We start from the raw sequence: 24,679 nt of genomic DNA, 5'->3' as shown, positions 1-24,679 counted from the left end.
GCTGTTGGCGCCATCAACATACCCCGGCAACCTCTGCGGACGCCGTTACGCCTGGTGGGGCGGTCCTCGATGACCGCCCAGCACCGCGGCAGGTAATCCTCGTGCTTCAGCAACCTACATGTAATACTGGCCCGCAGACGATGAGCTGGCCGTGGCCGTTCGGAAGATCAACTGGCCATTCTTGAATGAGCTGGCCGTTCAGTAGATCTGCTGACCATGCGACAAGGCCGGCCGTTCGCAACATAAATTCTGGCGCTGAGCACGGTCTCCTTGCGTGGGATCGGACATCACCGGCAAACGCGGGAGGACATTTTTTTCATGGCAACGATCGAAGGTCCGGAAGCGTCCAGCTTTGCGATCGTCGGGTATGCCGCGCGATTCCCCGGAGCAACCGACGCCGAGTCCTTCTGGGAGATGCTGCGCGAAGGGCGGGACGCCGTATCCGAGGTGCCCCGGGACCGCTGGGATGTCGACGAGTTTTTCGACGCCGACCCCGACGCCCGCGGCAAGATCATCACCCGCCGCGCCGGCTTCATCGATGACGCCGTCGGCTTCGACGCGCCGTTCTTCGGGGTGTCCACCCGGGAAGCCAAGATGATGGACCCGCAGCAGCGGCTCTTGCTGGAGACGGCTTGGCGGGCGGTAGAGCACTCGGGCACCGCACCCTCTGCGCTGGCCAACACGCAGACCGGCGTGTTCATCGGCCTGGCCACCCACGACTACCTGGGCATGGCCTCGAGCGAGCTGACCTACCCGGAGATCGAGGCCTACATGGCCATCGGCACCTCCGGTGCCGCCGCCGCGGGCCGCATCAGCTACCGGCTGGGCCTGCAGGGTCCGGCCGTCACAGTCGACACCGCGTGCAGCTCGTCGCTGGTCGCCGTCCACCAGGCGTGCCAGGCCCTGCAGCTCGGCGAGTGCGATCTCGCGCTGGCCGGCGGCGCGAACGTCATCCTCAGCCCGGCCACCATGATCACGTTCTCGCAGTCGCGCATGCTGGCCCCGGACGGCAAGTGCAAGACGTTCGACGCCTCCGCCGACGGCTATGTGCGCGGTGAGGGCTGTGGCGTCATCGTCGTGAAGCGGCTCGAGGACGCCATCCGTGACGGCGACCGGATCCGGGCCGTCATCCGCGGCAGCGCCATCAACCAGGACGGCGCCTCGGGCGGCCTGACCGTGCCCAATGGCGTTGCACAGCAACGAGTTATCGCCGAAGCACTGGAGCGCGCGGGCCTGACCCCCGGCGAGGTCGGCTACCTGGAGGCGCACGGCACCGGCACCTCGCTGGGTGACCCGATCGAGGTCCAGGCCGCCGCCGCGGCGTACGGCACCGGACGTGACGCCGATCAGCCGCTGTTGATCGGCTCGGTGAAGACGAATATCGGGCACCTGGAGGCCGCCGCAGGCGTCGCCGGGATCATCAAGGTCATCCTGTCGCTCGAGCATCAGGAACTGCCCAAGCACCTGCACTTCAAGAATCCGTCGCCCCACATCCCGTGGGACCGCATCCCGCTGAAGGTCGTCGACGAGGCCACCAGCTGGGAGCGCGGCGACCGGCCGCGCGTCGCGGGCATCAGCTCGTTCGGTTTCTCCGGAACCAACGCCCATGTCCTGCTTGAGGAAGCGCCGTCCGTGGCTCCCGCGGAGGCCCCGGCCGAGGAACACGACGACCGGCGCTTCATGGTGCTCCCCCTGTCCGCCCGGACCCCGGCCGCACTCGTCCAGTCCGCGGCGGACTACCGCGCCTGGTTGGCCGCGCACCCCGAGGCCACCCTGTCCGACGTCTGCATCACCGCCGGCGCGGGTCGCGCCCACTTCGAGCACCGCGCCGCGCTCGTGGTGAATTCCCTCGAGTCCGCCCGCGAGTTGCTCGGCGCGCTCGCCGACGACCGCCCGGCACCGGGCCTGGTGCGCGGCACGACCGCCGACAAGCCGAAGACCGCCTGGCTGTTCCCGGGGCAGGGCAGTCAGTACGCCGGCATGGCCAAGGAGCTGTTCGAAACCGAGCCGGTGTTCGCCGAAACCATGACGCGTTGTGCCGCGGCCGTCGCTGATTCGCTCGAAAAGCCTTTGCTTGACGTCATTTTCGACGACAGTCCCGGCGCCGAGGAAACCCTGCGGCAGACCAGCTACGCCCAGCCGGCGATCTTCGCCGTCGAGATGGGCCTGGCCCGGCTGTGGCAGTCGTGGGGCTTCGAGCCCGACGTCGTGCTCGGCCACAGTGTCGGCCAGTACACCGCGGCCTGCGTCGCGGGTGTGTTCAGCCTGGAAGACGGCATGCGCCTGCTCGCCGAGCGCGGCCGGCTGTTCGGCAACCTGCCCGCGGGCGGCCGCATGGTCGCGGTCTTCGCGGCGCCCGAGCGCGTCGAGCGACTCACCGATGAATACCCGAGCCTGTCGGTCGCCGCGTACAACGGCGCCAACACCGTGCTCTCCGGCCCGGGAGCCGATCTGGAGCGCGCCGTCGCAGGACTGACCGGCGACGGTGTCCGCTGCGACTGGCTGGACACCAGCCACGCCTTCCACTCGGCTCTGCTGGACCCGGCGCTCGACGAATTCGAGTCGTACGCAAACCAATTCACCTTCAACGCGCCGCAGCGCATCCTGGTGTGCAACCGGACCGGCGACACCCTGGGCCGCACCGCCAAGCTGGACGGCCAGTACTGGCGCCGGCACGCGCGCCAGCCCGTCGAATTCTCCAAGGGTGTCGAGACCCTGGCCAAGCTCGGTTGCGCGGTGCTGCTCGAAGTCGGCCCGCAGCCGGTGCTGACCGCCGCTGCCCTGCGCGCCTGGCCCGACCCGGCGACGGCGCCACGCGCCATTGCGTCGTTGCGCCGCAAGGGCGCTGACCATCGGCAGATCACCGAGGCACTGGCGACCACCTACACCGCCGGCCATCTGCCCGACTTCGCCGCCGTCCGGCCCGGCTCGACGCACAAGTTCGATCTGCCGACCTACCCGTTCCAGCGCAAGGCGTATTGGTTCCGCGACGAGCGGGTGGCGCCGACTGCCCTGGCGCACAACGGCGGCGGGGCAACCACAGAAGCCGTCCGCCTGCTCGAAGACGGCCGCATCGACGAGCTGGCCACCCTGCTGGGTGGCAGTGGTCAGTCCACCACCGAGGTGCTGAACAAGCTTGCCGCCCAACACAACCGGCAGCGCGGCGCACAGTCCCTCGCGGATGCCCGGTACGAAATCCGCTGGGACAAGGCTTCGGCCCCCTCCTCCTCGGAAATCGGTGAAGGCTCGGCGTGGGTCATCATCGGTGACCTCAGCGGCCAAGCCGCCGCCATCGAGCCGCTGACCGATGCCCTGACCCGTCTCGGACACCGGCACCGCATTCTCGGGTTGCCGGCGTCCGACGCGGACGAGCAGCAGCTGGAGGCCGACCTGCGCGCCGCCGTCGCGGACGAGCCGGCGCTGCGCATCCTGCACGTCGCGGCCCTCGACGCCGACAGTGCGTCGATGAAATCGCTGCTGCGGATGCAGCACCGGGTACTTGGCGGCACGCAGCGCCTGTTCCGCGCCGCGGCCGCCGCCGAACTGCGGGCACCCATCTGGGTGATCACCCGTGGCGCACAGCGGGTTACCGATACCGACACGGTGGCGCCGGAGCAGACCGGGCTGTGGGGCTTCGGTCGCTCGGCCGCATTGGAGTACCCACAGGTGTGGGGTGGTCTGGCCGACCTGACCGAGGGCGGTACCGACGAGTGGGCGCGGTTGATCAACCAGGTGATCACGGCGCCGCGCGGCGAGGATCAGCTGGCGCTGCGCGCCGAGGGTGTACACGTGCCCAGGCTGGTCCGCCGAACCGGGCAGCCGAACCCGACCGAGCTGGAATTGCGCGCTGATGCAACGTATCTGGTGACCGGCGGCCTGGGATCGCTCGGCCTGGAGATCGCCGGATACCTGGCCGCCCACGGCGCCCGGCACCTGGTGCTGACGAGCCGGCGGGCGCCCGGAGAAGAAAGCCAGCGTCGTATCGAGGCGCTGCGCGAGCAGCACGGCTGCGACGTCCGCGCCATTACCGCCGACGTCGCCAATCCGCACGACGTCGCCCGCCTGATGTCCACGCTTCGCGCCGAGCTACCGCCGCTGGCCGGTGTGGTGCATGCGGCCGGCGAGAACAGCACCACCGGCCTGGCCACCCTGGAAGACGCCGAACTGGAGCGCGTCTTCTCCGGAAAAGTCTGGGGCGCCTGGTATCTGACAGAAGCCGTCGCTGACCAGGAGCTCGACTTCTTCCTGTCCACGTCGTCGATCTCCGCGGTGTGGGGCAGCTACGGGCAGACCGCCTACAGCGCCGCCAACGCCTTCCTGGACGGCCTCACCTGGCGTCTGCGTGAACAGGGCGTGCCGGGTATGAGCGTCAACTTCGGCCCGTGGGGAGCGGGCGGGAAGGGCGACGCGGCGGGCATGGCCGACCTCGACGCCCGTACCCAACTGGAGCGCCGCGGCGTCCGCACCCTCTCCCCCGCCGACGCCTTGACCGGCATGGCCGACGTCATGACGGCGGGCGGTGCGCCGGCCGAAGCCGTTGTCGCACGCATGGATTGGGCCAAATTCTTGCCGGTCTACTCGCAGGCCGGCACGCGGGCCCTGCTGGCCGAGGTGGCCCGGGAAGTACCCGAGTCCGTCAGCGCCTCCGGTGCCGTCGGCGCGTCCGGGAACACCCGACTGGTCGAGCAGCTCATCGCCGCGCCGGTGCAGCAGCGTAAGAAGCTGGTCCTGGAGTACCTGCGGGACGCCGTCGCCGAAGTGACCCGCATGGACGCGTCCGACATTCGCGAAGAAGCCGGGTTCTTCGACCTCGGCATGGACTCGCTGATGGCCGTCGAACTGCGCCGCCGGCTGGAACAGGCTGTCGGCAAGGAACTTCCGGCGACCCTCGCCATGGATCACCCACGCCTCACCGATGTCGCGGACTACCTGCTGAGCGACATCCTCAACCTGAACGAAAAGGCCGGCGTGAAGGCCGTCACCGAGCTCAAGTCTCTCGCGGCCGCCGACGAGCCCATCGCCATCATCTCGGTGGCCTGCCGGTTCCCCGGTTCGCCTGACCCGGATGCGTTCTGGCAGGTGCTTTCTCAGGGCGTCGACGCGATCAGCGAGATCCCCGAGGATCGCTTCGACGTCGACGAGTTCTACGATCCCGACGCGCAGACGCCGGGCAAGATCTACACCCGTTCCGGCGGTTATCTCGACAGCGTCGACACCTTCGATCCGGAGTTCTTCGGCATCTCGCCCCGTGAGGCGGTGTGGATCGATCCGCAGCAGCGCCTGATGCTCGAAATCGCCTGGGAGGGCTTGGAAAGGGCGGGGTACGCGCCGTCCTCGATGCGCGGCAGCCGAACCGGCGTGTTCGTCGGCGTCGGCGCCAACGAGTACTCGCACCTGTTGTCGGGTGGCTCGGTCGAGAACCTCGAACCGCACTTCATCACCGGTAACGCGCTCAACGCCATCGCGGGCCGCGTGTCGTTCACGCTGGGCCTGGAAGGGCCGGCCATGGCGGTCGACACCGCCTGCAGCTCGTCATTGGTGGCGGTCCACCAGGCCGTCCAGGCACTGCATGCGGGCGACTGCGACATGGCCCTGGCCGGTGGCGTCAACGTGCTGCTGAGCCCGGCGTCCATCGTCGCGGCGTCCCGCGCGCGGATGCTGGCGCCCGACGGCCGCTGCAAGACGTTCGATGCGTCCGCCGACGGCTACGTCCGCGGTGAAGGCTGTGGCGTCCTGGTCCTCAAGCGGCTCAGCGATGCGCAGCGCGACGGCGACCGCATCGCCGCCGTCGTCCGCAGCACCGCGGTCAACCAGGACGGCGCCTCCAGTGGCCTGACCGTCCCCAATGGTGGTGCGCAGCAGCGTCTTATCAACACGGCTCTGGCCCGCGCCGGACTCAGCGGCGGCGATGTCGACTACCTGGAGGCGCATGGCACCGGTACCCCGCTCGGGGATCCGATCGAGGTGCAGGCGGCCGCGGCCGCCTACGGCGCCGGCCGGGACCCGAACCGGCCGCTGCTGATGGGCACGGCGAAGACGAACATCGGACATCTCGAATCCGCGGCCGGCGTCGCCGGCCTGGTCAAGGTCGTGTTGTCGCTGGAGCACGAAATGCTGCCGCAGACCCTGCATTTCACCAAGCCGTCGCCACATATCCCGTGGGATTCGCTGCCCGTCCAGGTGGTGGACAAGCCGACGCCGTGGCACACCGACGGTCGTCCGCGCCGCGCCGGCGTCAGCTCCTTCGGGTTCACCGGCACCAACGCGCATGTGCTGTTGGAAGAGGCGCCGGTGGTGACCGGCGATGACGATGTCGCAGACGACACCACGCCGGAGACTGCTACTACCGCCGACCCCATCAGCGTGTTGCCGCTGTCAGCGCGCTCGGCGCAGGGCCTGACCGCGCTGGCGCAGCGTTACCGCGACTGGCTCGAAGCGCATCCCGACGCGTCGATCGCCGACGTCTGCTTCACCGCCGGTTCGGGACGTTCGCACTTCGAGCACCGCGCGGCGGTGGTCGCGAACAGCGTCCACGACGCCAAGAACCTGCTGGAAGACCTGGTGGCGAACAAGCTGCGGCCGGGCGTGCTCAAGGGCGAGTGCACCGATCCGCCGACCACCGCCTGGTTCTTCCCTGGTCAGGGCAGCCAGTACCCGGGCATGGCCCGCGAATTGTTCGACACCGAACCGGTTTTCGCCGACGTGGTGCGCCGCTGCGCACAGGCGGTGGATCCGGTGCTGCCGCGCCCCCTGCTGGAGGTCATGTTCGGCAGTGATCGGGAAGCGGCAGAAACGCTGCGCAACACCGCATTCGCGCAACCGGCGATCTTCGCCGTCGAGATGGGCCTGGCCCGGTTGTGGCAGTCGTGGGGTATCGAGCCCGACGCGGTACTGGGTCACAGCGTCGGCCAGTACGCGGCGGCCTGCGTGGCCGGCGTGTTCAGCCTGGAAGACGGCGCTCGGCTGATCGCCGAGCGGGGCCGGTTGTTCGCCAGTCTGCCGGCGGGCGGCCGCATGGTGGCGGTGTTCGCCGATCCGGAATACGTGGAGCGCGCCGCCGAGGCATTCCCGCGGGTGTCGGTCGGTGCGTACAACGGCCGCAACACCGTGCTGTCGGGTCCGGGTGAAGACCTCGAACAGATCGTCGCCGCCTGCAGCGAGGACGCCACCCGCTGCACCTGGCTCGAGACCAGTCACGCCTTCCACTCGGAGCTGTTGGACCCGGTGCTCGACGAATTCGAGTCCTTCGCAACGCAGTTCCAGTTCGCGGTGCCGACGCTGCCGCTGATCTGCAACCGCACCGGCGCGGTGCTGACCGCCGAGACGCCGCTGAACGCGCAGTACTGGCGGCGGCATTCGCGTCAGCCGGTGCAGTTCACCGAGAGCGTCAAGACCGTCGCTGCGCTGGGTTGCTCGGTGCTCATGGAGATCGGCCCCCAGCCGATCCTGACCGCAGCCGCGCTGCAGTGCTGGCCCGAGTCGGCTGAGACGCCGCGCGCCATCGTGTCCCTGCGCAAGGGCGCCAATGCGCAACGCCAGATCACCGAAGCGCTGGCCACGACGTACATCTGCGGGCACCGGCCGGACTTCGCGGTCAAGAACCGCGGACACCGCATCGAATTGCCGACGTACCCGTTCCAGCGGCGCCGCTTCTGGCCCAAGACGGCCAGCGTCGCGGGCATGAGCTCCGGCGGGGCTGCGGCCACGTCCGGAATCCTCGGCAGTGCCAAGGATCTGGCCACGGGCGACACGATCTACAGCAATGTGCTGTCGGTCAAGACGCAGCCGTGGCTGTCGCACCACGTCATCTACGGCACCGTCGTCGTCCCTGGTGCGACGTACGCGGCAATGGCACTGGCCTCGGTCGGAGCGCCGGCGCGGGTGAAGGAAGTCTTCTTCTACGAGCCGATCATCCTGCCAGACAAGGCGGCTCGCGAGACGCAGCTGACCATCCGCTCCTTGGAGGGTGGAGACGGCTGGAAGTTCCAGGTGCACAGCCGGCCGAACGGGGTCCGGGAAGCCGAGTGGTCGTTGAACGCCGACGGCACGCTGCTGGCCGGTGCCGCCGAAGCTGATGCCGCCGATGATGTCGCCGGTTCGATGGAGGACGTCGTCGAGCGCATGGAGCGGCTGCGCCCGCAGCAGCTGTTCGAGACCTTCAACGACATGGAATTGGCCTGGGGCCCAACCTGGTCCACCTCGCTCAAGTCGCTGTGGGTTCGGGACGGCATGGCCATCGGCGATGTCTCCGTCGGGGACGAACTTGCCGAGCATCTCAGCAGCGAGCCCATTCACCCTGTCCTGCTGGACCTCTGCACCGGTGTGGCCTTCCCGGCCTTCCCGGCGCTGCTGGCCGCCGAACACGGCATGCACGACCTGTTCCTGCCGCTGCGGTACGGCCAGGTGGAGTTGCGCGAGAAGATGCCGCGGCGCTTCTACGCCCGGGCCCGCTGGCACACCAGTGAGCTGACCAACGAGACGCAGGTCTTCGACATCGACTTCCTGGATCGGGACGGCAAGCGCCTCGGCGGCATCACCGAGTTCACCGTGAAGCGTGCGCCGCGCGAGGCGCTGCTGCGCGGGCTCGGTGGCGACACCACCCGCCTGCTGTACACGCTGGGATGGCAGGAGGGCGCGACGCCGGCCGCGACCGGTGAGGACGGCGAGGCCGCCGCCCAGCCGACCGCCGGCACGTGGCTGGTCGCCGGCTTCGACGAACTGGCAGCCGGGCTACCGGGAGCTGTCAAGCTCGACCAGACGCTCGACGCCGCCGCCTGGCAGCAGGCGATCACGACCGCCGCCGAGAGCGGCTCACCGGTCACCGGAATCGTTTGGCGCGCTTCGGGACAAGACGATGTCGACAGCACATCGAACGTCGCAGCGCGGTTGGAGACCGAGGTCGGCACTGTCCTCAGCGCCATGCAGACCGCACTCGCCGAGGAGAAGCTGAACCTCACCGGCGGCCTGTGGATCGTCACCGAACGCGCCGTGGCCACCGAGCCCGGCGAGCCCGTCAACCCGGTGCAGGCCGCGCTGTGGGGCCTCGGCCGCACCGTCATCAACGAGCAGCCGACGCTGCGGCTGCGGCTCGTCGACCTCGATGGCGCCGACGACAACGCCACCAATTGGCTGAGCGGCATTCTGGGCGCTCCGGTGCCCGAGTCGGAATTCGCGCTGCGGCAAGGCAGGTTCCTCGTGCCGCGCCTGATGCACTGGGCGCGCAGCGGCCACCTGCCGATGCCGCGATCCGACGATTACGTGCTGGCTCCCACCGAGCGGGGTGCGATCGACAACCTGCGGCTGACCGAGAAAGAGGTGACGCCACCCGCGCCGCACGAGGTGCAGGTCCGGATCGAGGCCGCCGGCCTCAACTTCCGCGATGTGCTCAACGTGCTCGGCCTCTACCCCGGCGATCCCGGGCCCATCGGCGGTGACCTCTGCGGTGTCATCACCGAATTGGGTTCGGAGGTCACCCGATTCGAGGTCGGGCAGCGGGTCTTCGGCTCCATGCAGGGCGCCTTCTCCAGCCGGCTCAACGTGCCGGAGCAGTTGCTCGCCGTGGTCCCCGAGGGCATCAACCCGGTCGACGCGGCGACGCTGCCCGCGGCTGCGCTGACGGTCCGGCTCGCGTTCGACTGGGCGCAGCTCAAGCCGGGCGACCGCGTGCTGATCCACGCCGCCAGTGGTGGTGTTGGGTTGGCCGCGGTGCAGATGGCGCGTCAGAAGGGCGCGATCGTCTTCGCCACTGCCAGCACCTACAAGCGCGCGACGCTGCGCAAGATGGGTGTGGAACATGTCTACGACTCGCGCACAACCGATTTCGCGGACCAGATTCTCGCCGACACCAACGGCGAGGGCGTCGACGTGGTGCTCAACAGCCTGACCAACGAGGGCTTCGTCGAGGCCACGGTGCGGGCGACCGCCCAGGGCGGCCGGTTCGCCGAGATCGCCAAGCGTGACATCTGGACCCCCGAGCGCATGGCGGAAGTTCGGCCCGACATCAACTACGAGATCGTCGCGCTCGACGTCACGATGATGACCGATCCCGCGCACATCCAGCGGCTCATGGAAGAGGTGGCCGACGGACTTGCCAAGGGTGAGTGGACGCCGGTGCCTGCCGAGGTCTACCCACTGACGGAGGCCAAGACGGCGTTCCGCCGGATGCAGCAGGCGCGGCACATCGGCAAGATCGTCGTGCAGATGCCGAAACCGCTGCAGCCGCACGGGGATCGGACGTACCTGGTCACCGGTGGTCTCGGCGCGCTCGGCCTGCACACGGCGGCCTACCTGGCCCAGTTGGGCGCCGGGGACATCGTGCTGACCAGCCGACGCGAGCCCGATGCCGACGCGCAGCGCGCCATCGACGCCATGATGGAGCGCTTCCACTGCCGGGTGCACGTGTTCTCCGGTGACGTCGGTGACGAAGCCGAGCTCACCGCACTGCTGGACCGGATCCGCGCGGAGCTGCCACCGCTGGCCGGTGTGGCGCACCTGGCGGGTGTGCTCGATGATGCGCTGCTCCCCCAGCAGGATCTGGAGCGCTTCCGGAAGACCCTGGGCCCCAAGGCCTTCGGCGCGCTGCACCTGCACAAGCTGACGCAGGACGATGATCTCGACTTCTTCATCGTCTACTCGTCCGCGTCGGCGGTGTTGGGTTCACCGGCACAGGCCAACTACGCCACCGCCAACGCATTGCTCGACGGCCTGGTCGCGCACCGCAGGGCGCTGGGGCTGCCGGCGACGGCCGTCAACTTCGGTCCGTGGGGCCGCGGCGGCATGGCCAGCTCGCAGGCCGCCACCGCGAACCTGAGTGCGCAGGGCATGATGCCGCTCGAGCCGTCAGCGGCTCTGGCGGCGCTCGGCGAGGTCATCCGGCACGGTGCCGCGCAGGCGACGGTCCTCAAGGCCAATTGGCAGCGGGCCGCCAAGATGCTCGGCGGCATCCGTCCGCCGCTGCTCGACCAGGTACTGCCGACCAGCGACGCAGCGGCCACCGGTGACAGCGAGCTGCTCCGCCAGCTGCAGGAGATTCCCGACGCCCAGCGCGCCGGGTTCATCACCGAATTCCTGCAGAAGGAGGTGCAGGGCTTCCTGCGCCTGGCGCAGCCGCCGGCGGCCACGAGCCGGTTCCTGGATCTGGGCACCGACTCGCTGATGGCCGTCGAGCTCCGCAACCGGTTGTTCGGACAATTCGGCGGGAAGTTCGACATCAGCCCGACGGCGATTTTCGACTACCCGACGCTCGGCGAGCTCGCCGGGCACCTGGCGTCGCAACTGCCGCCGTCGGATGCGCCGGCAGCGGCTCCGGCTGACGGACCCGAGGCGCCGGCCGAAGCGGCTGGCGCGCCTGGTGCGGACGCTGCCGGCGAGGCTCAGACGGAGGCCGAGCCGGGGGCAGCCGCAGAAGGATGACCTCCACGGATGTGAGGGCTGTGCACGTCGATCGACGCCGATTCGTGCACAGCCCTCACACTCACGACTGGTTATCCGCGAGCGGGACTCCCGCCTCCGTGAGGCTTTCGGCGTATACCGGAGCAATCTTGCCGGAATACGGAGGGGCCATGTGTACCCAATCGACTCGGGTAGGCGTAGTTCCCACAAAACTCGGACACCGCTGACTCTGGTTGCAGAACCAGGGCCGCGAGTCCACCCATGCTCCACCTAGTGCCGCGGCTAGCTTCTGTTCTGCCTTAGCCTTCGAATACCAAATGGACGGAATCGTCCCGATGCAGCTCGACGGCGTACTGGATGCCTTACTGACGCATTCCTTGATCGCCTTGTCACTCGGCGGAGGCGCAACCAGCACCACTTTCTTGGCATTGCCTCTGAACCGATCGATGATCCGATTAAGCGAATCTGACCAATCCTGCATTGACATCTCGTGCCGTACCCCGACGACGCGGTCGCGAACGTAGGCGTTGGATATTACTACGACATCTGGCTTGACGGTATTGATGACCTCAACGGCGCTGTCCTTGCGGCCCGAGCATTCCGGGCTCACAGTAGCCCTATCAATGGTGTCCTGAGTGAAGACGCAGGACCCCATCGCTTGGTTGAACACTTGCAACGCACCATTCGATCTCAATGCGAGCTGGCGCCAGATTTCCGAATAGCCCAGCCCGACCGAATCACCGACCAGTACGACTTTCAGTGGCGCAGTTGGTGGCCCATAAATGCAGAGGTCCGGTGGTGCGATCGCCGACATCGAGCATTTGGCCGCCTCCGGTGTGACGAGCTGAGTGTCCCCCCCATTGAACAACGACTCCAACGGTGGGTTGAGAACGGGCCATTCCGTGGCCTGCAGGGCAGCGGTAATTTCGCCTTGCAATGCCTCAGCACGTGGACCCAGAGTCGCCGCAGGTAGAGCTGAGTCGAGCTGTGCACGGGACAGGTCAATCCCAGAGTCAGAGGACTGCACTATGTCCGGCGGTGTCACCGGCCTAGCCAACCACGCAGTACCTGCGACGGCCAGCAGCGTCGCGGCGGCCAGCGACGCATACTGCGTAGACCGCGCAGGCACGTAGCTGCGCCCGCGGGTACTCCGCGTGGACTCACCGGATCGTACGAAACTGGCGTGGCGCATTGGGTTTTCGATCAGATGGTATGAGGCGATCGCCAGACCGAAAGTCAAAGCCACGGCTGCCACGTAGTAAGGAACGCTCACACTCATGATGGCGCCAAGAAGAACTATCACGGGCCAATGAACCAAGTACAGGGAGTACGAAATATTACCGATGTACGTGGACACCCGATTGCGTAAGAACGGCTGATAGTCGGGCTCCCCTCCCACTCCGGCCGCGACGACCGCTGCCGCGCCAAGTACTGGAAGCACGGTCCACGGCGCCGGAAAACCCGCCTCGCTGTCGCTGATCAACGCGAAGCTGACACCAATGACGAGAAGGCCACCCCAAGACAGGACGGGCTTGAGAACTCGCGGAATCTGGGCCAGCAGATTGACTGCGGTTGCGAGAAGTGCGCCAACGCCCAACTCCCACACTCGCGCGAAAGTATCGAAGTACGCGGCCATCGGCGATTCCGTGGTTTCGTGTACTGCCCATAACAAAGATGCCAGGACGATCCCACCCATGACTCCGCCAGCGATTGCCATCCGCCGTGAATGCGTCCAACTCTTGCGCACGATGACCACACATACGGCGAAGATCACCGCGGGCCAGACAAAGTAGAATTGTTCTTCAACCGACAGGGTCCAGTAGTGCTGAATCGGTGACACTGTCGCTGCCATTGAATGGAAATAGTCTGTGCCGATACTCAGAAAGTGCCAGTTCGACCAGAATATGAACGCCCACAATGCGTCGACTCCGACCTCGTGGGATCGGAATCCGAGAAATATGACAGTCGATGCCAGATAGGTGAGGACCAGAACCACGGTGGCGGCCGGGACGATGCGGCGGATGCGGTTCCAATAGAACTGCCTAAACGAGACCGTGCCGGTCTTCTCTGCGCCACGCATGAGGTTCCCAGTGATCAGGAACCCGGAAATCACGAAGAACACATCGATAGCTGCAACGCCGCCTCTTGGCCATCCCCAAAGGTGGTAGGCGAAGACGGTGAGCATGCTGACCATGCGCAAGCCTTGGATATCGAGTCGCTGGTTTGCGCCTTTCGCGCGTTCGCGACGCCGGTGCTTCACATGCCCCGATGAGCCCATAGCCAACCTCCGTATCGCCAGGAGAGTTCAACCACTGCGACGCGCAGCTTACGGCCATGACAATTTTTTTGGATGGCTAACCGGAAGACTGGTTCCGGGCTGGATGCAACCCCGTCTCGCTCGAAGGCCATCTCCCACTGACGCAACACTGGATGCACGTGGCGGTCCGACATCGGTTCGACAGCAAGTAGCTCAACCCCTGAGCGTCGTCCACGACGCAAGGAGCCCAGGGCACTTCCATGGCGGCCCAACGCCCGCGCTGCGGAACATCGATCGACCCCGGACGAACTTCCGAAAATATCCCGCAACCTGCGCCGTTAGCTATTGACGCCGGGCACAATTTCTGCGAAGCTCCTATGAGGATTTCCTCCACGAGGATCTCATCATCGGAAGGCTCGGACTATGTCTGTTCTCGCGATGCATGTTTCGAACGCCACAGCTAAAATGCAGATCGGCATGGCCGCCTGCGCAGTAGCCGCAGCCGCCACACTGACTCCGGTGATGGCGCAGGCCGCACCGGTTCCACTTGCCCCGATAACGCATGTGGTGGACAACGTCATCCAGGGTCCACTCAAGTTCCTGCCACAGGCCAACTGGTGGCAGAACGAGCCCTGGTGGTGGTTTGGCAATTCGCCGAACCCGACGCCGCCCGCGCCCATCCTGGTAGGAAGCTTCACCCCGCTGTCGATCATCCCCGGCTTTCTCCAGCCGCTGTGGAAGCAAATCACGGCCAACATTAATTTCTCGGTCTGCTTCCTCGGCTTTGGTGCGAAGATCGGGCCGTACGGCACCATCACGGTTTCGTTGACTCGGGGCTGCTAGGCCGCCCGCGATCTCGTCGAGTGACACATTTCTTCTGTGGATACAGCGGGGGATGCTGACGACGACGCATCGGATGACGACAACAGCACCGACAGCAAGCGGCACCGCCGGCCGCGGCGTCGCCACGTCATCCGCGTAGTGGGACTGGCTGTCCTGCTCAGTGCAGTTGGATTTCTGTGCTGGTTGGGATTCGAAGGGTATTCGGCTAAATCTCACCTGGAGCGAGCGCGTGCTAACGCGCAGCACTCGAAAGAGGCGATGTCCGGCGGCGATCTTGATGCCGCCGTACGTTTTGCCTCCGACGCGGAGGCAGACGCCCGGCACGCGGACAGTGCAACGCGCTCAATTCCATGGAACCTCGCCACACATATTCCGTGGCTCGGAAGCCCCTTCAAGACGGCCCAAGAGATCTCCCAAGTCGTTCTGGGGCTGACATCTGACGTGATGAAGCCGGCGGCTGAGTTGGGCTCGGCGCTTTCCCCGACCCAACTGATCAAAGGCTCGCACGTCGATGTTCGGACCCTTCAGAACAAAGAGCCGGCGCTGGCCAAGATCGCGTCCGAAGCGCGGAATCTTGAATCGGATGCCGCCGCGATCACTGACCCCGCCTACCTATCCGCACTTCGAAACGCGCGCTCAGATCTTCAAGCGCAAATCGCCAAAGTCACGGGCCTCCTCGACAAAGCGACCCTCACCGCCAAGCTTGCCCCGCTCTTGATGGGCGTAGACGGACCGCGCACCTACTTCATGGGATTTCAGACCAACGCCGAAGCCAGGGGAACAGGCGGGATACTCGGCGGATTCGGAATTCTCCATTTCGACCACGGTGTGCCGACAGTAAACGCGTTGGGGCCCAACACCGAGTTGACCGGACCGTTCAAGCCGCTGGACCTTGGCCCGCAGTTCGACCAGGAGTACGGCTACGTCAACCCGAGCACCGACTTCCGCAACAGCAATCTCAGCTCGCACTTTCCATATGCCGCACAGATTTGGCGCTCGATGTGGTCGCAACAGACAGGCACGGATGTCGACGGCGTGATCGCAATCGACCCCGTCGCCCTCAGTTACGTGCTTGGGGCGACCGGGCCGCTAACCATGCCCGACGGCGAAACCATCACCGCGGACAACGTCGTCGAACTCACAGAATCGACTGCATACCAACGCTTCCCAACGGATCAGCGTGCGCGCAAGCAGTTCCTACAGGACATCGCCACTACCGTCGTCAAGAAGATGACCGGTGCCATCGACTCGCCGCGACGGCTCCTCGACGCACTCGGAAAGGCCGTGAGCGAGCGCCGGATCTCCATCTGGAGCGCATCTCCCGATGAGGAGAAGCTGCTTGAGCAGACACCACTTGCTCACACGATTCCTGACGATGCATCCCCATATGCCGCAGTAGTTTTCAACAACCTCGCCGGTAACAAACTTGACTACTACCTGCGGCAGGAAGTCACCTACGAGGCGGATGGCTGTGCGAGCAACACTCGCAACACGACGGTGACAGTGAAGTTGACAAGCGTCGTACCAGACACGCCCCTCCCCCAATATGTCGCCGGCTCACTAGGCATCAAGAGTGACGTCCCGATCACTTTGCCCAGCGGCTCTATGGTGACGTCAGTTCGCCTTGTCGCTACCAAGGGCGCACGCCTCACGGGCGCCTTCTCCAACGGCCAGCAGGTGCCCGTATTCAACGGAATAGACCGCGATCACCCAACTTTCGAGATCCAAGTAGCTATTCCGCCCAGGCAGTCGGGAGTACTGACCTTTCGCCTGTCCGAACCTACGAGCCCGGGGGCAGCCCAGGTTCCCCTGCAGCCGCTGATCGAGCAGACCGCGCCGGTGATCAAGGTTCCCGAATGCCCGCAGAAATGATTGCAGTTCCACCTAATTTGTCGGTGGCATTGACATACATTAGGTAGAGACACGGTGAGCGACGTGGAGGTTGACCGCAACCACCAGATGCAAACGTGTGAGGTCGACCGCGCCGGGCAGAAGGAGTGGACGCAGTGAATCTGCAGAACATTTTGAGAATACTCCGGACAAGATGGATACCGATCGCGGCGGCTATTGTCGTGACGGTACTCGGGACGGTGATCATCACTGCCACCACTACCCCGCTATATAAATCATCGACGCGGCTATTTGTTTCGACATATGCCGGCACTTCGCTGACCGACACGTACCAAGGAAATCTATTTTCCCAAGAAAGAATCAATTCTTATACGGTTTTACTCACAGGCGACGTGCTCGCTCAGCGCACCGTGGATGCGCTCCACCTTGATATGTCCGCGCAGGCATTGCGCAAGGAAGTCACCGCTCGGTCGAAAGCCGGCACCGTTCTGATCGACGTGGACGTTCTCGATCCATCACCTGTCCGCGCCCGCGATATTGCAAATACGTTGTCCAGCGAATTCGTCGCGATGGTCAAGCAGCTCGAGACCTCCGGGGACGGCAACCTCCCCGATACGCGGGTGGTGGTCGAGCAGCCCGCATCGGTGTCTAGCTCTCCGGCTATTCCAAACTTGTTCCGAAACCTAGCGCTTGGCCTGGTTGCGGGCGTCTTACTCGGTATCGCATTGGCTTTCGGTCTAGATGTTGTCGACAGCACCGTCAAGAAGCGCGAGGACCTTGAGAGCATCACCGGCGCCAGTGTTGTAGGTGAGATTCCGGTGGACAAGCCCCGACGCACTGCGCCGGTCATCTCGTTCGCTAGTGACAATTCCCGGATTGCCGAATCGTTCCGAAAGCTGCGCACCAATCTGAGCTTCCTCGCAGTCGACAATCCGCCGAGGGTAATCGTGGTTACAAGCTCCGTTCCTAATGAGGGCAAATCGACAACGGCGATCAATCTCGCCTTGGCGTTGGCCGAGACCGAAAACAACGTGGTCGTAGTCGACGGAGATATGCGTCGATCGATGATTCAAGATTATCTAAAACTCGACGGATCAGTTGGCCTGAGCACCGTACTCAGCGGCGCAGTACCGCTCTCAGAGGCATTGCAGCAGACAAGGTTTTCCGGGCTGACGGTATTGGCTGCAGGCACAACACCCCCGAATCCAAGTGAGTTATTGGCATCCCAGGCCGCCAAGAAGCTGCTAGCAGAGCTTCGTGGACAATTCGATTATGTGATCGTCGATTCATCTCCGCTGCTGGCTGTAACGGATGCCAGTTTGTTGGCGGCGGATGCGGATGGCGCCTTGCTGCTGGCACGATACGGGAAGACCAGGCGCGATCAGCTAACACACGCATCAGAAGCCCTTGCGAGCGTAGGTGCCGCAATGCTTGGCACGGTGTTCACGATGATGCCTCCGCGTAATCACTCGTCTTACGCTGGCAGTTATTACTACTACTACGGTAAAAGCCGTAGGGATACCCGTACCTCTTAGGGTCAACTCATTCAAACGATGAATTCACGAACCGTTGGTGCTATGCACGACAGCTTGACCTTGAACCGCAAGGTATTCGCGATCATCAAAAGCTTGTGTCTAATCAGCGTCCTGTCAGTACTAGCCGCGTGCACCCCGCAGCCCCCACCGTATGAATCACGGGAGACGTCCCCGTCTAGTGCATCCAGCCAGCCAGCGAAGCCTGAAGCAGCACCGCCGGATTCGCCGCCCACTGAGGCATCATTCGTTGATGAGTTCGCCCGGCAAGATACCACCACTGGACTCGGCGAAGGTTGGGACATGCGTACCGCGCAGAGCGGCGAATCACCCTTGCAACCAGCGACTGATGGCTACATCAAGGACGGGCACTTCACGTACGCTGGAAAAAGCGACGTAATTGCAATTCGCCAGTTTCGTGCTCCTATCCTCAGCATCGGCGCGGAAGGACAATTCGTCCGACGTAGCAGCTCCACTGCCGAAACCATCATGATGTTCGGCACAGCCGAGGACAGCAACCTTCAAACAAATATGGTCGTATTTACATCCAGCCGGACGGCATGGGGAGTGCATCTGCGGAACCAGGTCGCCAACAGCAAGCTCAAGGAAATAGCAAATGGCCAGTTCGCCCGGCCCCTAGAATTGGGCCGCATTTATAGGTTTCTCCTTCGCATCACTGGCAGCCAGGTCAGGATTACCGGTCCGGGCCTTGATGTATCGAGATCATTACCCACGCCGCTCCCGACCAACGCGTTCGGATTCTGGCGTGAATATCCAGACCGACCGCCTGCGGGGGGCATCTTTGATTTCGACAAAGTCTGGGCCCTTGAAGACGGTCTCCCGGCACAGCCAGTCGCGACATCAATCGCCACTACCGGCAACTGACCTTCGTCAGGTTGAAGGATTCACGCCAAATCAAAAGCAGGGCCGCCGAAGGCTTATTGGGCTGTACAGACGTCGAACAGTCGAAAGCTGCCAATCCGGAGCCGCTGCGACGTTCGGTGAAACCGCAGATCTATGGAGTTAGTCAACACAAACGATTGGCGCATTCGCAGAAGAGATTCCCCGAGGGTGTCATGGCAGACTGTGCGCGACTCCCAGCACACAACAAAGGTTGTTCAGGACCGGCGAATCCACAAGGAACCCGGTTCCCAATGATCGGCCCGCTGGCCAAATACGGGGCAGGAACTGGAAAGCTCCCGCGGGTAATGGTGCTTCAAGAAATTTAGGGCTGCGATGATGTGGTACTGGTCATTGAAGCTGAGGAACGCCTCTACCAGATACTGCTCGTTCCAGAATCGCACTTCACGGCTGAGCCACCCATCCTGGTAATCCTTAGGCGTTCGGATATCGTGAATGTGCACATACACACCCGACTTGAGGATTGGCAGTATTTGCAGATATTCGAATAAGACGTCGCCTTGCGGTCGGATCATATGCGATGAATCAATGAACAAAATATCGTTCTTCTCGAGTTCTCCGAAAACTGCGAGGTCGATTTGTTCCACTGGAGTGCGAATGAGTTCCACATTCAATTCGCTCAACCACGCCGCCTCATACGGCTCAATGCAGACATGACGGCACGAATATTCAACTGCCTCGGTTCGATTGGCCGCGATGGCGTTGCGCGCCATTAGAGTTGATTGACCGCTTCCAATTTCAATGATCCGCTTGGGTTTAGCGTACCGGATCATGTTGTAGAGAAATTCAGCATCACCGGGGCCGAACACGTGGTTGTCGTAATAGAAACCCGTCTCAGACTGGCGGTCCATCGGAAATGCGAGCAACTCAGCACCATACGACAACTTTTCGAGCAGATCCAACTGCTGGCCGATGTTTAGGTCGAGCCCAGGAAGCACACGGTCTTCTTCCAATGGCCGCGTCAAAGCAGTGCTGTCGAACAGCGGCTCATAGTAATGATTGCGAATTGGGAATATTCCCACTGCCCTAAATAGCCACCGCGTTCGCGGCAATCGCTCAACTCCGAAACGGCGCACAAGCTTCAGTGCCAACGAGGCGACGAGGACAATCGGCAAGAAGATGAAATCGATCATTGGCGCTACAGCTTGCGTCAGTTTGCACACGGCGATCCCTTCTGCGAATAAGCGACTGCGTCAGCCCGGCACTGGCCTGCAAACCCAGGGTCAGCTACTGTCGAATCAAACCACATCCGGAGCGGCGCACCAATCAAATTGACGGATGGCGAATCTACGCTCTCATGCGTTCGGACGTGAGCCCAATTTGGCCTCACTGATGCCAAAGTTGTCCATACCGTTCGTAGTCTGCGGCGCTCGAACAAGCAGCGCGATTCCGAGCAAGATGCCAAACGCCGGCGCTCCGAAGGCATCCTCGGGAATCGGGGTTGCCACCATCGTCACCAGATATCCGACTATGGCCGCTGCCGCCGCTGATCGCAGTGCAAATCCGCCGCGCCCAAAGATCGCGTGCATAACGGGAGTGACGAATGTGATCATGTACGCACACAGGCCTAACCAGCCGACCTTCGCCACGGCCCACCAATAGAACTGGTGAGCATAGTACGTCCCCGAAGTCGCCGTGAATCCCTTGCCCACAGGAGGGCGGTAGAGAAAGCCGAAACCGTTACCAAATACTTCATGCCCCAGAATCCCAGTTTTCAGCCACTTCACTTCGCTCTGCCGGTACAGCAATGAGTAGTCGAACTGTTGAGCGCTGCTGCTAAATCCCTCGAGCACTCGGGTCGAATACGCGGTGTAGACCGAGCCGAGATAGTTCAGCCCTGGAATACCGGCAGTCGTCGACAAAAACACTCCCACTAGCTCGAATGCGGCGATCCCGCCGACGGCGATAAACATTGCGCGCGATATTCCGCTACGAGTGTGCCGGCGGTCCTCAGTAGCGTCGGTCCGATAAAACAGCGGCGTCAGCAGTAGTGTGGCTCCAACGAGGACGACAGCGTTTCGCGAGAATCCGATAGCTGTAATTCCCAACGCGGGAACTAAATAGCCAATTGTCCGCCTAGTCAAATCGGGCCGTATCGCCCACAATGCGATCACAATAGCGAGAGTGGCGCTCGCTAGATGCGTTGTCGGCCCAAGCACTCGCTCCACATCAGCTCTGGCGTGCACCGTCTCGCCAAATAGCGCCGCGTCCTCGGTGCGCGCGTTGAGGTTCACGACGTTCCACGTGCTGAGCAGAATGAGAACGAATGACGCCCATAAGGTTATCTTCACGGCACGGAGCGCTGCATTCACTTCAACGGTTGACTCAATCCGGCCGACGATGAATATATACAACGTCATCGTGAGAATACTTCGGGCATCGTTCATTGTGGTCGGTACCGCATGACCATTCCATAATCCGTGGACGATACCGATGGTGGTGACTACGATTATGCTCGCAGCGCACAGGTCCGTATTGCGATTTGCACGTCGGCGGATCAATAGATAGAACGCAGTAATTATCAACGGAATCTCATGCAAATATATACCGAAACCGAGAATACGTACCTGCGACGGAATGAACGACGGAAAACTCAAGAAAGTCACGATGATGACTGCACTTATCCACCATTGCGGTGCGCGCAGAACCGCGATCGTCACAAAGAACGCAATAAAAGCGACGACAACGACCATCTGCATCTAACAGATGGTAGCTCAGGGTTGCCTGGATCGCTTAGTATTGCGTGAATCGCTTCGACTATTGCGCACTTGATCTTCAGGCCGAATGCTCTTCGTGACATACCGAAGAAGCTCAACGGGCGATAGGTTGCTTTCTTCCGCCTGATCGTAGTCTGGACAGGCTGCCTTGCACCGGATCCCAGTGGGTCGTCGACGGCCTTCGACCTCCCCGGCGCCCGCGCATCGATGGACACGATCCATCCCCACGCGTAATCACCGTGGCCCTGCGAACTCCCACGAGCAGGGCGCACAAACGCCGAGCAATGCCGGGAGCCGTTGTGGTACCCGGTGATCAATCCTGGTCAAGCACGCTTCACAGCTCGAAGATGTCCATCGGTTGCAGGTTTCGAAACCTGTTGGCCAGTAGCCGTTTTGGCGCACACGGAAGTTTCCGGGGGGTCATACACTTCGATGTCTGCGATGTTGATGGGGCAGTAGCGCAAACGGCTCAGCACTCGCAGTCGGTTGAGATACTTCGTCGAGCTAAGCGGCACACGACACAAAGCAGATACTGACGTCCTGGTAAACAGTTTCTCCAAAACCGCTTCCTGAACATGGCCTGTGGACGTAGCATCGGCGACATGCCGAGGCACATACGAGGCTGATGGACCGGCGTCCGAGGCTAGTGACACGTTGAATTGAGGATTCATCGGAAGCAGGGCCAAAAATATGCTGAACTTGCGGGCCAATGTGGCTAGCGTGGTGAACCCGCACGCCATGACCGATCGATGCATCCGCGGGCTCCTCGATACCCGCAATCCTGCGCGCAGCAGTAGCCCCCAGCCTGGGCACCGCGCCGGGCGGGTTGACATCTGGCAATTTCGCTACTGAGAGCGTAACGAGGTGCGTATATGGCAGACGGGCTGACCGTTGTTGGCGTGGGCCGCAGTGGCACTTCCACAGCAACGGCACTTGCGGAGATTGCTGGGCTGCGTGTGCCCCACGATGTCCTTCCTGCCGACGAGTGGAACCCTGACGGCTACCTCGAAAGCAGTAGCCTCATTCATTTCAATGATCGCCTCCTAGCCGCCAGTGGCCAGACGTGGCTGAAGCCACGCCGTACCGACCGCAACTCTGTAACCGAATATCGCTGTATACGCCGCGCCAAGAAGGCATTCCATAGTTCATTCGGCAATAGGCCGGGGTGGGTGTGGAAGGATCCTCGCCTAGCCATGTTGCTACCGTTCTGGGATCAAGTGCTCGGCATACAGCCGGCGTTGGTCCCATACCGGGACCCGGTTGCTGTTGCCGCGAGCATCTCTCGGCGAGACAATGTGAACCTCGATGTCGCCCTCGCGATATGGGAACGCCATTCGCGCCAAATGCTGGCATCAGTGACAGATCGTCCCGTCTTGTTCAGCGATTACTCGCTACTTACACAGCGCCCTGAAAGCTGGTTCCGGCAGTTCATCGACTTCTGCGTGGAATCTGGGCTAAATGTCACCAACGCAGGCATAGATTTTGGTGCGCGTATTCGCCGCATCGAACGACCTCCTGTACATAAGAAGCCGACTTTGCAGCAGTCCGAGTTGGCCGACCTGATCTGCAGCCTCGATGGTCCGCACGGACATTTTCAGCCAATCGCGCTTCCCGACGAATCGCCCGACACCCAACAACTCATCGACTCGGTGCAGAATCCACGAATGGCCACTCGCATCCGTGCGACATTGGCGATGAGACCGAAGTACGTTGTGGTATCAATCGGCCTGTGACCCAGCGCGTGGGGCACGAGTTTTGTATTGCGCGACAACGCAAATGCCGGCGTTGCCAATCGTTTACGAGCGACGTTTCCCAATCCGGATCGCCGTAGTGCCCCGGCCTGCTGCAGGGTGGCGACTGATGGCCCTTCCAACCGGTTCTGGGTTCTATCCATTCTGAGAGGCGAAACCCCTGGCGTGCTTCGACGGAGTCGCGGATGCAGTGGTAGATGAGCACAGCTTCCACATCAACCTGCTAACTGTGTCACCGCCGGCGAAACGCGTGCCTTGACGTGCGACGCGTCAATCCGTTCGCATCATGCCGCTTACCGTACGTAACACGCTGTGAATGTCGGACTGAGTAGCCCACCTGACAGCTTGGCGGTACGTGGCAGCAGCGCACGAAACTCACGTCTCGACAGCAGTCGTGTGAAATCCTTCTCGTGGTCCTTGCGCCAGGCGGGAATCCAATGCAGAAAGAGTGTCGACGTATGCGACTCGACGGGAAACCACTTATTCGGTGTTGTGATGATCCAGGTACGGGCTACCCGAGTCATCTCCTCAACCATTCGTCGCTGGTCACATTCCTGGCCGACGTGCTCAATGATGGCGTTGGCCAATGCAAAATCGACGTAGTCATCAGCGAAGGGCAAAGCACGTGCGTCAGCAATCATAAACGGGTACGTGGTAATAGCAGGTTCGATATTGATGCCCATTCTTACTGGATAGTGCTCTGCAATGCACTTTTCGATCACGCCGGAATTCGCCAAATTCGGGTTCTCGCCATTTTCATCGCCCGTCGCCCCCACCAACAGCACGTCCCTAACACCCTGCTCAGCCAAGAACCGAAGGATGAAGTGCGTTTTCTTTCTCCGGTTGTACAGACTGTATGCGAGAACCGCCCGGCGAACGGTTTTCCGGACGAGTTCCGCCAACGGCACGGCCTGCCCCCGCTCTCTAAAGATGTCTGCCGTATTGCTCACAGTCAGCGCATTGCCAACGTACCCCACGAACCTGGGCCTCAGGGTCGAATGTTCATTCCCCAAATCACCTCTCCAGTTGCGCACGGCGTCAAAGTATCTTGCATCACTTCTGTTTCAGGGGCATCTTGCGGACCGCGTTCCGTGCCGTGCCGCCATCAGTCCGGGCGCCGCCCATCGCTAAAAGCCACAGTCCCGTCTGCTCCAGAAGGACTGCGAAATGAGCGCCCCAGACGCAATCGATGTCGGCCAGATTGAGCGGTTCGCGAACCACCTCTAGGGCTTCTTACTTCCACTACGCGATGACCTGGGCGATCGTGCACTCCAAGCGCTCCGTCCTGGAGTCCCAGGAACCGACTCAACGCCCGCCGGAAGTCGCCGGCCGACAGGCCAACCTCAGTTGCTTGCGGGCATGCGTTAGTGAACCGCCCCAGTGAGGGTCAAGTCCAGGGACGTGGTGTATGACGTC

Annotated in this window: 11 protein-coding genes; 6 read left to right on the top strand and 5 right to left on the bottom strand. The window is 63.0% G+C overall.

Translation table 11 applies throughout. The features are described from left to right. The first annotated feature begins 318 nt into the window (after nt 1-318). A complete protein-coding gene (locus G6N59_RS18250; RefSeq protein WP_138228226.1) occupies nt 319-11,412 on the top strand; it encodes a type I polyketide synthase in 11,094 nt (3,697 codons plus the stop codon). A 61-nt stretch (nt 11,413-11,473) separates the two neighbouring features. On the opposite strand, the gene G6N59_RS18245 is transcribed toward G6N59_RS18250, so the two are convergent. Further along, the gene (locus G6N59_RS18245; RefSeq protein ID WP_138228225.1) at nt 11,474-13,669 is read right to left on the bottom strand and encodes an acyltransferase family protein; all 2,196 of its coding nucleotides are present in this window, start codon (nt 13,667-13,669) and stop codon (nt 11,474-11,476) included. 402 nt (nt 13,670-14,071) lie between these two features. On the opposite strand from G6N59_RS18245, the gene G6N59_RS18240 reads away from it, so the two are divergent. The 4 genes from G6N59_RS18240 to G6N59_RS18225 all read left to right on the top strand — a co-directional run bounded on the left by G6N59_RS18240 (nt 14,072) and on the right by G6N59_RS18225 (nt 18,759). Continuing rightward, nucleotides 14,072-14,491, top strand: coding sequence for a hypothetical protein (locus tag G6N59_RS18240; protein ID WP_234884030.1), 420 nt, complete (start codon nt 14,072-14,074; stop codon nt 14,489-14,491). A 36-nt stretch (nt 14,492-14,527) separates the two neighbouring features. Further along, nucleotides 14,528-16,363 carry a DUF4012 domain-containing protein gene (locus G6N59_RS18235; protein WP_138228224.1) on the top strand — a complete coding sequence of 612 codons (1,836 nt, stop codon included), beginning with the start codon at nt 14,528-14,530 and terminating at the stop codon, nt 16,361-16,363. Nucleotides 16,364-16,497: 134 nt separating this feature from the next. After that, nucleotides 16,498-17,877: a tyrosine-protein kinase domain-containing protein gene (locus G6N59_RS18230; RefSeq protein ID WP_138228223.1), complete on the top strand. Its 1,380-nt coding sequence runs from the start codon at nt 16,498-16,500 to the stop codon at nt 17,875-17,877. Nucleotides 17,878-18,177: 300 nt separating this feature from the next. Then, entirely contained in the window at nt 18,178-18,759 is a 582-nt protein-coding gene (locus G6N59_RS18225) for a hypothetical protein (protein WP_138228222.1), read from the top strand. A 233-nt stretch (nt 18,760-18,992) separates the two neighbouring features. On the opposite strand, the gene G6N59_RS18220 is transcribed toward G6N59_RS18225, so the two are convergent. After that, complete coding sequence (locus G6N59_RS18220) at nt 18,993-19,928, bottom strand: class I SAM-dependent methyltransferase (protein WP_234884029.1); 936 nt, start codon at nt 19,926-19,928, stop codon at nt 18,993-18,995. A 162-nt stretch (nt 19,929-20,090) separates the two neighbouring features. Then, nucleotides 20,091-21,494: a hypothetical protein gene (locus G6N59_RS18215; RefSeq protein WP_138228220.1), complete on the bottom strand. Its 1,404-nt coding sequence runs from the start codon at nt 21,492-21,494 to the stop codon at nt 20,091-20,093. 890 nt (nt 21,495-22,384) lie between these two features. Between G6N59_RS18215 and G6N59_RS18210 the strand changes: the two genes are divergently transcribed. After that, complete coding sequence (locus G6N59_RS18210) at nt 22,385-23,245, top strand: sulfotransferase family protein (RefSeq protein ID WP_138228219.1); 861 nt, start codon at nt 22,385-22,387, stop codon at nt 23,243-23,245. 311 nt (nt 23,246-23,556) lie between these two features. On the opposite strand, the gene G6N59_RS18205 is transcribed toward G6N59_RS18210, so the two are convergent. Both G6N59_RS18205 and G6N59_RS18200 read right to left on the bottom strand, forming a co-directional pair. Beyond that, nucleotides 23,557-24,213 (bottom strand): class I SAM-dependent methyltransferase, encoded by a 657-nt coding sequence (locus tag G6N59_RS18205; protein ID WP_138228218.1) that lies wholly within the window; start codon nt 24,211-24,213, stop codon nt 23,557-23,559. A gap of 103 nt (nt 24,214-24,316) precedes the next feature. After that, nucleotides 24,317-24,484 carry a hypothetical protein gene (locus G6N59_RS18200; protein WP_163911442.1) on the bottom strand — a complete coding sequence of 56 codons (168 nt, stop codon included), beginning with the start codon at nt 24,482-24,484 and terminating at the stop codon, nt 24,317-24,319. Between the last annotated feature and the right edge of the window lie 195 nt (nt 24,485-24,679).

This window comes from Mycolicibacterium aubagnense (genome assembly GCF_010730955.1).
GTDB classification, from domain to species: Bacteria; Actinomycetota; Actinomycetes; order Mycobacteriales; family Mycobacteriaceae; genus Mycobacterium; species Mycobacterium aubagnense.
Note: the sequence above shows the minus strand (reverse complement) of the source record. Positions and strands in the feature narration are given on the sequence as shown.